Source organism: Saccharothrix longispora, assembly GCF_030852425.1.
Taxonomy (GTDB): Bacteria; Actinomycetota; Actinomycetes; order Mycobacteriales; family Pseudonocardiaceae; genus Actinosynnema; species Actinosynnema longispora.
The window spans coordinates 796,559-809,279 of record NZ_NSDM01000001.1 but is presented as its reverse complement, the minus strand read 5'-3'; the positions used below and the strand labels follow the sequence as shown (position 1 = coordinate 809,279).

Sequence of the window (12,721 nt, the reverse complement as noted above, 5' to 3'; positions counted from 1 at the left end):
TTCTCCTGGAATGCTGGGTGGTGTGTCCGCCGATACGGAGGGTGAGATCAACGCTCCGGTAGTAGTTCCCCGTCTGGTGCTGTGCGCCGTCGACGAACCGCTGGCCAGCGCGTGGCTGGCGGTGGCCGACGGCAGGTCCGGCGTCGAGGTGCACCGCGGCTCGGTGCTCGACATCGTCGCCGAGGCCGTCGTGAGCCCCGCGAATTCGTCCGGCTGGATGCGCGGGGGCATCGACGCCGTGTACGCGAGGGCGTTCCCGCACGTCGAGGACAACGTCCGCCGCGCCGTGCTGGCCCTGCACGGCGGCGAGCTGCCGGTGGGCGAGGCCGTCGCCGTGCCGACCGGCGAACCCGAGCCGGAGTGGCTGATCAGCGCCCCGACCATGCGCCTGCCCGGCGAGCTGCTGCCCGGGGACACCGTGCACCCGTACCTGGCGGCGCGGGCCGTGCTGCGGCTGTGGCTGGGCGGGCGGCTCGACGACGGCCGCCCGCTGCGGGACGTCGTGCGCACCATCGCCATGCCCGGCCTGGGCACGGGGGTGGGCGGGGTCGCGCCCACGACGTGCGCCCGGCAGGTGGCGGCGGCGTGGGACGAGGTGTTCAGCCCGTTGCCGCGACGGTAGTTGTCCACAGCTCTGTCCACAGCTCTGTGGACAACCGGGGCGCGGGGGTGGACAACTAGCGCGGCGCGACCCATCGTTCGAGGTCGAGCTCGTCGGTGATGGGGATGCCGTAGCCGCCGACGCTGGGGATCTCCGGCTTCAGGCGGCGCGACTCGCGGACGGCGTCCGGGCGCAGGGCGGTGAGGCGGAACCCCCGGCGCTGGTAGAAGCGCAGCGCGTCGAGGTTGTCGTTCGTCGTGGTGAGGCGGACGCGCGAGCAGCCGAGCTGGCGCGCCCGGTGCACGGCGGCGTCGACGAGCGAGCTGCCGACGCCCCTGCCTCTTCGCAGGGCGTCGACCGTGACGATCTCCAGGTGGCCGTCGGTCGCGGCGTAGGTGAGCAGGCCCACGACCTGCTCCTGCTGCTCCACCAGGAACCCCGGCAGGCTCGCCGGGAAGAACACCTGGCCGTGGGCGACGGCGGTGTGCGCGCCCCACAGTTCCAGCACCAGTCGGCCGACGACGATCCGGTCGGCTTCCTCGATCGCTCGTACGAACATCCCTGCACTGTGTTGGTGACCGCGCGTGGCCGGTACCGGCATTCGACCTATGGTGGGTTCGTGCCCGTGCGAGTGTTGCTCGTAGACGACCATGAGGTGGTCCGCCGAGGACTGCGCGAACTGCTGGAGGACGAGGACGACATCTCCGTCGTCGCCGAGGCGGGTGGCGTGGGCGAGGCGCTGGTGCGCGCCGCGTCGTCCCGGCCCGACGTGGCGGTCGTGGACGTCCGGCTGCCCGACGGCGGCGGGGTCGAGCTGTGCCGGCGGCTGCGCTCGTCGCCGACGCCGCCGCACTGCCTGGTCCTGACCGCGTTCGACGACGAGGACGCCCTGGTGGGCGCGATCATGGCCGGCGCGTCCGGGTACCTGCTCAAGCAGGTGCGCGGCCAGGACCTGGTGCACGCGGTGCGCGAGGTGGCGGCGGGCCGGTCGCTGCTGGACCCGCAGACGACGGCGCGGGTGCTGGACCGGATGCGGCGGCCGGCCGTGGCGGACGTGCTGGACGCCCTGACCGAGCAGGAGCGCCGGGTGCTGGAGCTGATCGGCGAGGGCCTGACGAACCGGCAGATCGCCGAGCGCCTGTTCCTGGCGGAGAAGACGGTCAAGAACTACGTCACCGCGGTCCTGTCCAAGCTGGGCATGGAACGCCGCACCCAGGCCGCCGCCTGGGTGGCCCGCCGCTCCCGCTGACCCGCGGGGGTCCAACCCCGGGGTCGCGAGAGTCCAACGCCCAGGCCCGGTGAGTTCTACGCCCAGGACCGGCGCACGCCACTCGAACGTAGAACTCACGGGCCTTGGACGTAGAACTCCCGCGACCCGGGGGTGGACTCTCGAGGACTGGGGGTCGGACTCCCGGTCAGGTGCGGAGGGGGACGTGCCAGGTGATGGTGGTGCCGGTGCTGGGGGACGAGGCGACCTCGCAGCCGCCGCCCGCGGCGAGGGCGCGTTCCTCCAGGTGGCGCAGACCGCGCCTGGCCACGCCCCGGGGGATGCCGCAGCCGTTGTCGGCCACCTCCAGGCGGAGCCGGTCGGGGGTGCGCTCGACGGTGATCCCCACCCGGCTCGCGCCGGAGTGCCGGACGACGTTGGCCAGGGCTTCGCGCAGTGCGGCGCGGGCGTGGTCGGCGAGGTCGGCGGGCACGTCGGTGAGGTCCCCCTCGACGCGCACCTCGGGGGCGTGGCCGAGGAGCTCGCCCGCGGTCCGGGCCTCGGCCCGCACGGAACGGCCCAGGTCGGCCTCGGCCGGGGTTCCTGGGTCGGCGCTGCGCAGCGCCCGCACGGTGGCGCGCACCTCGGCCATCGTCTGGTCGAGCTGGTCGACGGCGTCGGCCAGGCGCTTGGCCTCGCGGCCGTCGAGCTTGAGGCGCCGGTCGAGCAGGTCGAGCTGCACGCCGGTCGCGTACAGCCGCTGGATGATCACGTCGTGCAGGTCGCGCGCGATGCGCTCGCGCTCCTGGTAGACCGCCACCCGTTGGCGCGCGGTGGACCCCTCGGCCAGCACGACGGCGAGTCCGGCCTGCGCGGCGAACGCGGCCAGCACGTCCACCGTGTCCGGGCTGAACGGCTGCGCGCCCTTGCGCCGGTACACGGCCAGCGCGCCGATCCTGCGCTCCTTCGTCCCGAACGGCGCCACGGCGAACGGCCCGTAGGCCCGCAGCACCTTCGGCACGAACGGCGCGGTGCGCGGGTCGGTGGTGAAGTCGTCAGCCACCACGGGCACGCCGGTCCGCGCGGCCCGGGCGGCCGACGAGCGGCCGGACAGGACCACGCCCACCGGGTCGCCGTCGCCCGTGGAGCCGCCCGAAGCCGCCTCGACGGTCAGCGTGCCGTCGTCGGCGGTGACCATGGCGAGCCCGAGGTCGGCCCCGGCGAGTTCGACGGCGCTGCGCACGACGAGCGGCAGCACGGCGTCCGGGTCGTCGCCCGCGAGCGCCGCGTGGGTGATCTCGGTCGACGCGGCGAGCACGCGGGCGGGGTCCACGGAGGTCAACGTTAGGCCCTGACGGCGGTGCGCACCCGGCCCGCGTCGACGTCCAGCACGAGGTCGGCCCGCTCGGCCTCGGCGGGGCGGTGGGTGATGTGGACGACCGTGCGGTCGCGCAGGACGTCGTCGAGCCGGTCGAGGAGGGCGCGGGCGGTGGGTTCGTCGAGGTGGGCGGTGGGTTCGTCGAGCAGGACGAGGTCGGCGTCGTGCAGCAGGGCGCGGGCGAGGGCGACGCGCTGCGCCTCGCCGCCGGACAGCAGGGTCGGGCCGATGGCGGTGTCGAGGTCGAGCCCGCCCAGGCCGGCCACGCCGAGCGCCCACCGCAGCCGGTCGTCGTCGGCGTGCGGGTCGCCGAGCCGCAGGTTCTCGCGCACGGTGGTCGTCACGAGCATCGGCTCCTGCGGGCACCACGCCACGCGCGCCGGCCGCGACACCGTTCCCCGCTCCGCCGCCACGAACCCGAGCAGCAGCGCGAACAGGGTGGACTTGCCGGCTCCCGAAGCACCGCGCAGGGCGACCTTCGCACCCCGCGGCAGACGCGCGGTCACGTCGGCGAGCGTGCTCTCGGTGCTCTCCGGCCAGCGCACGGTGACCCCGGACAGGACCACGTCGTCGCCCACCGCCACCGAGGGCGCCGGCGCGTCGGAACGGTCGACGATCCGGCCGTAGGACTCGCGCAGCGCCGCCCGGTGCTGGGCCGCGGCGGGCAGCGCCCCCAGCACCTCGGCCAGCGCGAGCGGCACGAGGCCGAGCACCGGCACCCACAGCGGGTCCACGCCGCCGGCCAGGGCGAGGCCCGTGCACACCGCCGCGGCCAACCCGGTGGTCAGGTGCACGATCCCGGTCGCCGCACCCGCGCCGACGGCCTGCCGGCGCGCCGATCGGGCCAGTTCGGCGTCCCGCGCGGCCAGGTCGGCGCGCACCGCGCGGTCCGCCCCGAACGCGATCAGGTCGGGCGCGGCCGTGAGCAGGGTCAGCACCCGCTCCGACACCTCGCGCCGCCCGCGCGCCAGCACGGTCGTGGCCCGCCGCTCCACGAGCACCGCGACCAGCGGCGCGAGCACCCCGCCCGCGGCCAGCGCGACCGCCAGCGCCACCCCGGCGGCGGGCTCGACCAGCGTGAACAGCACCACGGCCGCCACCGCCGTGCCGAACGCGACCATCGGCGGCTGGAGGACGCGCGGCAGCAGGTCGCGCACGGTGTCGACATCGTCGACCAGCCTGGTCAGGTCGGCCCGGCCGGGCCGCAGCGACCGCCACAACCGCACCCGCAGCTCCTCGGCGTGCCGGAACGCCGCGTCGTGCGACACCAGCCGCTCCAGGTACCGGAGCACGCCCTTGGCCAGCGCGAACGTCCGCACGCCCACCACCAGCACGGACAGCGTCAGGATCGGCGGCTGCGTGTCGGCCTTCGCGATCAGGTACGCCGCGACCGCCGTGAGCGCCACCCCGCTCGACGACGCCGCCGCGCCCAGCAGCGCACCCGCCACCAGCCGGCGGGTCGGCCGCGGGGAGCGGGGCGTCGCCGGGGGCTCGGCCGTCCGGGCGACCGCGCGGCCGCCCACCTCGTCGTCCGCCTGCCCGACCACCCGGTGGGTGGCCAGCAGCACGGCCGCGCCCGAGGCGGCCGCGTCGTGCACGGCGGTCATCGCGCGGGCGGCGGTGGCCGGGTCGAGGTGGGCGGTGGGCTCGTCGAGGAGCAGGACGGTCGCCCCGTCGCGCACCCGGGTCAGGGCGCGGGCCAGGGCGACGCGCTGGCGCTCCCCCGTGGACAGCTCGGCGATCGGCCGGTGCACCAGGTGCTCGGCGGCCACCGAGGCCAGCACGTCGAGGGCGACGCGACCGGTGGTCAGCTCCAGTTCGTCGGCGACCGTGCGCCCGGCGAACGCGGGCCGCTGCGGCACCCAGGCGATGGCGTCCCGGTCCACCGCCGCGGACCCGCCGTCGGGCCGCACGTAGCCCAGCAGCACGTCGAAGAGCGTGGACTTGCCCGCGCCGCTCGGCGCGTCCAGCCGGTGCACCTCGCCGGGCCGCACCCGGAAGCTCACGCCGTCCGGCGCGTACCGGCCGCGGCGCAGCACGCGCAGGTCGCGCACCTCGACGCCCGCGACGTCGGCCCGGGGGGACGGCCCGGCGGCGCGCACCGGGACCTCGGCGACCCGGCGCACGGCCTCCACGCCGTCCTCGGACGCGTGGTGCGCGGCGCCGGCGGCCCGCAGCGGCAGGTAGCACTCGGGGGCGAGGATCAGCACCACCAGCCCCACGGCCAGCGACATCTCCCCCGACACGAGCCGCAGCCCGATGCCGACGGCGATCAGCGCCACCGACAGCGACGCGGCGATCTCCAGCACCAGGGCCGACAGGAACGCGACCCGCAGCGTGCCCATGGTCGCCTTCCGGTACCGCTCGCCGACCTCCCGGACGGCGCCGGCCTGCGCCGCCGCGCGACCGAACGCGGTCAGCACCGGCAGCGCGCGCACCAGCTCCGCGAGCCGCCCCGACAGCCGCTCCAGCGCCTCGGCCGCGGCGGCCACCCTGGTGGAGGTGAACTTGCCGATCAGGATGGCGAACATCGGGATCAGCGGCAGCGTCACGGCGATCAGCACGGCCGACGTCGGGTCGGTCCACAGCACCCACGCCCCGATGAGCGGCGGCACCACGGCCGTCGTCACCAGCGCGGGCAGGTACTTGGTGAAGTAGGCGTCCAGCGCGTCCAGCCCCCTGGTCGCGAGGACGGCCAGCTCGGCGGGGCCGCGTTCGACGATCCAGCCGGGGCCGAGCGCCAGCGCGCGGTCCAGGACGGCGGCGCGCAGCTCCTCCTTCGCGCCGGCCGCCGCGCGGGCCGCCACGGACTCCGTCGCCCACGCCAGCAGCGCGCGCACCACGACGGCCGCCGCCAGCACCCACAGCGACCCGCCGGACACCAGCGCCGACGCCAGCGCCACGGCCTGCCACACCAGCGCGCCGGCCGTCAGCGCGGCGAGCGCGGCGCACAGGGCCAGCGCCCGGCGCGCCGACCGCGAGAGTGCGGGCAGCGCGCCGAGCGGGCCCTTCCCCGGCTTCGTGGCGGAAGGGGTCCCGGGGGAGCTCATGACGGTTCGCCGACGCGCGCGTCGCCGGTCGGCACGTGGACCGGCGGGATGTGGCGGGTGCCGATCCTCTTGCGGAACACCCAGTACGTCCAGCCCTGGTAGACGAGGACGGCGGGCGTGCCGAACGCGGCGACCCAGGTCATCACGGTCAGCGTGTACGGCGACGACGCCGCGCCGGCCACGGTCAGCGACCACGCCGGGTCCAGCGTGGACGGCAGCACGTTCGGGTAGAGCGCGCCGAACAGCGCGGTCACCGTCGCCGCCACCGCGACGCCCATCAGGGCGAACGCCTGGCCCTCGCGCCGCAGCACCAGCCGGGCGTACGCGCCCAGCGCGGCCAGCGCCACCACGATGGTGGCGGCCCACGTCCACACCGAGCCGAACCGGAGCTGCACGGTCAGCAGCAGCACGACCAGCGGCAGCAGGGCGAGCGGCGCGACCTTCAAGGCCAGCGAGCGGGCGCGTTCCCGCACCTCGCCCTCGGTCTTGAGGGACAGGAACACCGCGCCGTGCACGAGCGCGTACCCGGCCACGGCGAACGCGCCGAGCAGCGTCTCCAGGCTGATCGCGGCGAACGGCGAGCCGAGCCGGTCGCCGTTCGCGTCCAGCGGCAGGCCGAACACGTTCGCCGACAGCACCAGGCCGACGCCCAGCGCCGCGACCCACGAGCCGGCGACGATCACGGTGTCCCACACCCGCCGCCAGCGCGCCGAGTCGACCTTGCCGCGGTACTCGAACGCCACCCCGCGCCCGATCAGGGCGATCAGGAACAGCGTCAGCGGCAGGTAGGCGGAGCTGAACAGCGAGGCGTACCAGTCGGGGAACGCGGCGAACGTCGCGCCGCCCGCGACCAGCAGCCACACCTCGTTGCCGTCCCACACCGGGCCGATGGTGTTGATCAGCACACGGCGCTCGGTGTCGTCGCGGCCCAGCACCGGCAGCAGCATGCCGACGCCGAAGTCGAAGCCCTCCAGGAACAGGTAGCCCAGCCACAGCAGGGCGATCACGCAGAACCAGAACGTCTCCACGGCTCTCTCCCCGCTCAGTAGGCGAACTGCAGGTGGTCGTCGGACTTCCCCACGTCGTCGGGCTCCCCGTCCGGCAGCACGCCCGCGACACCCGCGCGGACGTACCGCCGGACAAGGAACACCTCGACGCAGGCCAGCACCCCGTAGACCAGCGTCAAGGCCACCAGCGAGGTCAGCACCTCGCCGACGGTCGAGTTCGAGACGGCGCGCGCGGTGAACATCCACACCCCGTCCACGCCGCTCGGGTTGGGCACCACCACGAACGGCTGGCGTCCCATCTCGGTGAAGATCCAGCCGAAGCTGTTGCCCAGGAACGGCGTCGCGATGCTGCCCAGCGCGAGCCACGTGAACCACGTCCCGCGCGGCACGCGACCGCCCCGGGTCAGCCACAGGATCGCCAGGCCGGACGCCACCGCGATACCGCCGAACCCGATCATGAGCCGGAAGCCCCAGTAGGTGACGGGCAGGCTCGGCACGTAGTCGATCGGCTTGCCGGACAGCTCGCCCAGCCGCGGGTCGACGGGGTAGTTGGCGCCGTACTTCTCCTGGTACTCGGGCACCAGGTCCTCGATGCCCTTGACCTCCGTGCTGAAGTCGTTGTGGGCGAGGAACGACAGCAGCGCGGGCACGGTGATGCTCTTGACGCTCTCGCAGTCCTGCCGCGCCACGTCGCCGACGGCGAACACGGAGAACGAGGCGGGCTGCTCGGTGTGGCACAGCGCCTCGGCGGCGGCCATCTTCATCGGCTGCTGCTCGAACATCAACTTGCCCTGGACGTCACCGCTGACGGCGAGGCCGGCGAACGCGACGACCCCGACCCACGTGCCGAGCTTCACCGACGCCCGCCAGACCGCTCCCTCCTCGGTGCGCCGCCACAGGTGCCACGCCGCGATGCCCACCAGGAACGACGCCGCGACGGCGAAGGCGCCGAAGATCGTGTGCGGGAAGGCCGCGAGCACGGTGCTGTTGCCCAGCACGGCCCAGATCGAGGTGAGCCGCGGTCGTCCGTCGTCCATGACGACGCCCACCGGGTGCTGCATCCACGAGTTCGCGGCCAGGATGAAGTAGGCCGAGATCATCGTGGCCAGCGAGAACGCCCAGGCGCAGGCCAGGTGGACCTTCTTGGGCAGGCGGTCCCACCCGAAGATCCACAGGCCGAGGAAGGTGGACTCGACGAAGAACGCGACGAGCCCCTCCATGGCCAGCGGCGCGCCGAACACGTCGCCGACGAAGCGGGAGTAGGCGCTCCAGGCCATGCCGAACTGGAACTCCTGCACGATGCCGGTCACCACGCCCATGGCGAAGTTGATCAGCAGCAGCTTGCCCCAGAACTTCGTCATGGCGAGGTACTTGCGCTCACCCGTGCGCAGCCAGGCCGTCTGCATGCCCGCGACGAGCAGTGACAGACCGATCGTCAGCGGCACCATCAGGAAGTGGTAGACGGTGGTGATGCCGAACTGCCACCGCGCCAGGTCGAGGACGTCCACGGCAATGAAATTACGTCTGACCTGGCGTTCTTCTCAGGTACGAGGGTCCTGTCCGGACCGGGACCAAGGTCCCGTCCCCTGATCGGGTGCTGAGCGCGGGCGGGGTGCGCGGCTACCGTCGAGGCCCCTGCGACCCGGAGGTGCCGAGACGTGAGACGAACCCTGACCGCCCTGCTGTTGTCGGCGGGGGCCGTGCTGGCCTCCGCCCCGGCCGCGAGCGCCGTCACGTCGGTCGACGTGCAGTGCGAGAGCGGCGGCAACCAGTTCTACTGCTTCGCCTACCACGACGCCGTCGCGCCCTACACGGTCAAGTGGTACCTCAACGGCTCGTACGTCGCGAGCCTGGACAACCGCACGTTCACCGGCCGTCGCGGCTGCTCGGGCGGTCGGACCGTGTCCGTGCAGGCGGTGGTGGCCGACGCGACGGGCTCGGTGACCGGCACCGGCGGCGTGTACTGCAACAGCGGCCCCTGGCCGTGATCGGCGCGCGGCCCCCGGCCCCGCGCCGGGGGCCGCGCGCCCCGCTCAGACGAGGACGTCCAGGTCGAGCCGGACGGGGAACGGCACGTCGGTGGTGAAGACCCCCGTCACGTCGCCGGGGTCCTGGTAGCCGAACTCGCCGGCGAGGTGGCAGGCCACCAGGGAGACCGGTTCGGCCAGGTCCACGATCCAGTAGTGGGGAATCCCGGCGTCCGCGTACTCGCCCCGCTTCACGATCCGGTCCATGCGCTTCGACCCCGGCGAGGCGATCTCGATGACGACCGAGACCTCGGACGCGCGCATCAGCCCGCCTTCCGACCGCACCCGCCGGCGGGCGCGCCGCTCCAGCACCAGCAGGTCCGGCCTGCGGGAGAAACCGGGCGCGTCCGGCTCGGTCAGCTCGAGGTCGAGATCCACGTCCTGGATGACCTCGAGTTCGGCCGGCAACTGGGCGCTGAGCTGCATGGCGAGTTGCAGCGAAGCGTGGTTGTGGTCCGGTGCGGGACTTGGCGACATCAAGATGCGGCCTTCTTGCAGCTCGGAGTAGCCGAACTCGACTTCTCCGAGCGCGGCGTATTCGGCGACCGTGAACAAGTGGGGCTCGTTCGCCGAAGGCTCGGGCAGAGCGGTCACTTGGTCCTCCGCGCGTCCACGCCATTGCCGCACACGCAGCGTAGCGTTGTGTTAACGCAACGCATCCGCCACCTCCTGGGCCGCGCGCACCACGTGCGGCCCCACGACGTCGCCGTCCAGCTTCTCCAGGGCCACCACGCCCACGCTGGCCCGCAGCCCGGGTACCCCGCGCACGGGCGCCGCGACCCCGAACGCGCCCGGTTGCAGCTCACCCGTCGAGTGCACCCACTGGCGCCCCTCGACGGACAGCCCGATGGCCTTCCCGGCCGCCCCCCGGTGCACGGGGTGGCGCGACCCGACCCGGTAGGCCACGTGGTACGCCGTCCACGACGGCTCGACGACCGCCACGGCCTGCGCCTCCGACCCGTCCGCCACGGTCAGGTGCGCGGTCGCGCCCACGTGCTCCGCCAGGGTCCGCAGCGCGGGCTGGGCGGCCATGCGCAGCTGCGGCAGGACGTTGGACGCCAGCCGCAGCACGCCGAGGCCCAGCCGGACCTTGGAGCCCTCCCGCCGCACCAGGCCGCGCGACTGGAGCGGCACCAGCAGCCGGTACACGGCGGCGCGCGACGCCCCGATGGCCGCCGCCAGCTCGCTGATCGACGGCGCCTCCGTCTCGGCGTCGGCGACCGCCTGGAGCAGGGCCAGGCCCCGCTCCAGGGTCAACGAGCTCTCCTTCGACGCCGGCGCCGGCGGTCGTCCGCGCGGATCGGGTCTGACCACGGCCTACCCCTCGACGGCGGTGCCGACGCCGACACCGGCGACGGCGGGCGCGATCGTGCCGACCACCTCGGCCAGCCCGACGACCGAACCCCCCTCACCCGGAGCGGTGGCGGTGATGCGCACCGTGTCACCGTCCTCCAGGAAGGTCCGCTCGCCGCCGCCCAGCGCGATCGACTCCTTCCCACCCCAGCTCAGCTCCAGGAAGGAGCCGCGCTCGGCGCGGTCCGGACCCGACACCGTGCCCGACGCGATCAGGTCGCCCGGACGGACCGTAGCGCCGTTCACCGACAGGTGCGCGAGCTGCTGCGCGAACGTCCACGACATCTCGCGGAACGGGGGCCGCGAGACGACCTCGCCGTTCCACTCGACCTCGATGTCGATGTCGAGGCCCCACGGGTGGTCCTCGACCAGGTAGGGCAGCACGGGGTTGGGCAGCGGCGGCGGGGTGACGCGGGCGACCGCGAACGCCTCCAGCGGCGTGATCCAGGCCGACACGGACGTGGCGAACGACTTGCCCAGGAACGGCCCGAGGGGCTGGTACTCCCACGCCTGGATGTCGCGCGCCGACCAGTCGTTGACCAGGACCACGCCGAACACGTGCTCCACGGCCCTCGACGGGCTCAGCCTGGTCGCCACGGGCCCGCCGCAGACGAAGCCGACCTCGGCCTCGATGTCCAGCCGGCCGGACGGCCCGAACACGGGCCCGCCCGAGGTCCGGCGCTGGCCGTTCGGCCTGGTCACCGGGGTGCCGGACACGACGACCGTGCCCGCGCGGCCGTGGTAGCCGATGGGCAGGTGCGTCCAGTTCGGCGTCAGCGCGTCGCCGTCGGGGCGGAAGATGCGCCCGACGTTCTCCGCGTGGTGGCGCGACGAGTAGAAGTCCACGTAGTCGGCCACGGTGAACGGCAGCACGGCGTCGTCCAGCCCGACGAGCGCGGCGCCGCGCGGCGCGGCCCTCGACGACACCAGCTCGCCCAGCCGGGCCCGCAGCTCGCTCCACGCGGGGCGCCCGGCGGCCAGCAGGGGGTCCAGGGACGGCCCCGCCACGAGGGGCGCCAGCCGCTCCCCCAGGCTCAGGCCGCGCAGCGGCAGCGCGTGGTCGCCCAGCCGCACCGCCACGCCGTGGCCGGCCAGCACGCCGTAGGGCAGCGTCTGCGGCCCGAACGGGGCGTCCGCGGTGAACGCGGGGTCGTCGACCCAGCTCACAGCAGCCCCAGGCGGTCGAGGTCGGTGATCGGCTCGTCCAGCGAGCACGACCCGTAGGAGGCGAACACGCCGCGGACGGCGTGCGCGGCCTGGTCGGACAGCGACCCGGCCTCCTCGCCGAGCGCGGCCGGGTCGGTGCTGGCCAGGGCTTCGCGCACGTCGCCGCCGGACAGCGCCCGCGCGGTCGCCACCAGCAGGTTGAGGAACCCGTGGTGGGTGAAGCCGGTCTTCTCGTCGGTGTGCCGGACGGCGTGGTGCAGGCCGGCGGTCGCCTTGAAGGCCACCCCGCCGGAGCTGACCACCGCGAGGAAGTCGGCGACCTCGTCGACGCTCGGGAAGTTCTCCCTGCTGACGCCGCCGCAGCGCAGCTTGGGCCAGCTGCCGTGCTCGATGACGCGGCGCACGCCGTCCAGCCACTCGGCGCCGCCCCGGCGGGGCTCGACGACGCGGATGACGTCCTCGGGGACGAACTCCGAGACGCGTTCCAGCCACACCTCGTCCACGTCGGACGGGGCGGGCATCTCGACCATGCGCAGGGCGAGGAGCTCGCTGCGGGACTCGACGATCGACACGGCCTTGGGGACACCGCCCAGGCCGGTGTCGATGACCAGGGAGAGGGCGATGGGCTTCACCGGCTTGACCTTGATCAACTCGGTGATGAGCTCGGCGAGTCGCGACGCCGGGCACAGGAACAGGCCGACCGCGCCGGCCCATTCCCCGCTGCGCGCGTCGAGGTGGCCGCGGACCGCGTCGGGCATGTTCGCGTTGCCCGGCGGGAACAGTGCGGCGTCGTCGACGAGCCTCGCGAGCAGGGGCGGAGTCCCGCGTGGACCGGGCGCACGGAGTTCGAAGGCGCTTGACACGGCTGACACGCTAGTGGCGTACCGGTCAATGAACAAAGATGTCCGATTATCGAACGCCCGGAGTGAGA

The 12,721-nt window shown here is 74.2% G+C and carries 12 protein-coding genes; 3 read left to right on the top strand and 9 right to left on the bottom strand.

Features of this window, described 5'->3' with window-relative positions; translation table 11 throughout:
- Positions 1–10 precede the first annotated feature (10 nt).
- Positions 11–622, top strand: a complete 612-nt coding sequence (locus tag CKY47_RS04135; RefSeq protein ID WP_371320606.1) for a macro domain-containing protein — start codon at positions 11–13, stop codon at positions 620–622.
- A gap of 55 nt (positions 623–677) precedes the next feature.
- On the opposite strand, the gene CKY47_RS04130 is transcribed toward CKY47_RS04135, so the two are convergent.
- Positions 678–1,160, bottom strand: coding sequence for a GNAT family N-acetyltransferase (locus CKY47_RS04130; protein WP_306744238.1), 483 nt, complete (start codon positions 1,158–1,160; stop codon positions 678–680).
- Positions 1,161–1,220: 60 nt separating this feature from the next.
- Here CKY47_RS04130 and CKY47_RS04125 point away from each other — a divergent pair, with 60 nt between their 5' ends.
- Positions 1,221–1,850 (top strand): response regulator, encoded by a 630-nt coding sequence (locus CKY47_RS04125; RefSeq protein ID WP_306744237.1) that lies wholly within the window; start codon positions 1,221–1,223, stop codon positions 1,848–1,850.
- Between the two features lie 166 nt (positions 1,851–2,016).
- Here CKY47_RS04125 and CKY47_RS04120 read toward each other — a convergent pair whose 3' ends face one another.
- The 4 genes from CKY47_RS04120 to CKY47_RS04105 are packed head-to-tail and all read right to left on the bottom strand — an operon-like array spanning position 2,017 to position 8,751.
- Positions 2,017–3,150 (bottom strand): GAF domain-containing sensor histidine kinase, encoded by a 1,134-nt coding sequence (locus tag CKY47_RS04120; RefSeq protein ID WP_371320605.1) that lies wholly within the window; start codon positions 3,148–3,150, stop codon positions 2,017–2,019.
- A 2-nt stretch (positions 3,151–3,152) separates the two neighbouring features.
- Entirely contained in the window at positions 3,153–6,236 is a 3,084-nt protein-coding gene (cydC, locus tag CKY47_RS04115; RefSeq protein ID WP_306744235.1) for a thiol reductant ABC exporter subunit CydC, read from the bottom strand.
- Positions 6,233–7,264: a cytochrome d ubiquinol oxidase subunit II gene (gene cydB, locus CKY47_RS04110; protein WP_306744234.1), complete on the bottom strand. Its 1,032-nt coding sequence runs from the start codon at positions 7,262–7,264 to the stop codon at positions 6,233–6,235. The genes cydC and cydB overlap by 4 nt, the downstream gene beginning before the upstream one ends.
- 14 nt (positions 7,265–7,278) lie before the next feature.
- The gene (locus CKY47_RS04105; protein WP_306744233.1) at positions 7,279–8,751 is read right to left on the bottom strand and encodes a cytochrome ubiquinol oxidase subunit I; all 1,473 of its coding nucleotides are present in this window, start codon (positions 8,749–8,751) and stop codon (positions 7,279–7,281) included.
- A 150-nt stretch (positions 8,752–8,901) separates the two neighbouring features.
- On the opposite strand from CKY47_RS04105, the gene CKY47_RS04100 reads away from it, so the two are divergent.
- Positions 8,902–9,231: a hypothetical protein gene (locus CKY47_RS04100; RefSeq protein ID WP_306744232.1), complete on the top strand. Its 330-nt coding sequence runs from the start codon at positions 8,902–8,904 to the stop codon at positions 9,229–9,231.
- Between the two features lie 45 nt (positions 9,232–9,276).
- On the opposite strand, the gene CKY47_RS04095 is transcribed toward CKY47_RS04100, so the two are convergent.
- The 4 genes from CKY47_RS04095 to CKY47_RS04080 are packed head-to-tail and all read right to left on the bottom strand — an operon-like array spanning position 9,277 to position 12,653.
- The gene (locus CKY47_RS04095) at positions 9,277–9,864 is read right to left on the bottom strand and encodes a Uma2 family endonuclease (RefSeq protein WP_306744231.1); all 588 of its coding nucleotides are present in this window, start codon (positions 9,862–9,864) and stop codon (positions 9,277–9,279) included.
- A gap of 51 nt (positions 9,865–9,915) precedes the next feature.
- Entirely contained in the window at positions 9,916–10,584 is a 669-nt protein-coding gene (locus tag CKY47_RS04090; RefSeq protein WP_306744230.1) for an IclR family transcriptional regulator, read from the bottom strand.
- Positions 10,585–10,587: 3 nt separating this feature from the next.
- Positions 10,588–11,790, bottom strand: coding sequence for a fumarylacetoacetate hydrolase family protein (locus CKY47_RS04085; RefSeq protein WP_306744229.1), 1,203 nt, complete (start codon positions 11,788–11,790; stop codon positions 10,588–10,590).
- Complete coding sequence (locus CKY47_RS04080) at positions 11,787–12,653, bottom strand: hypothetical protein (protein ID WP_306744228.1); 867 nt, start codon at positions 12,651–12,653, stop codon at positions 11,787–11,789. The genes CKY47_RS04085 and CKY47_RS04080 overlap by 4 nt, the downstream gene beginning before the upstream one ends.
- Positions 12,654–12,721 lie beyond the last annotated feature (68 nt).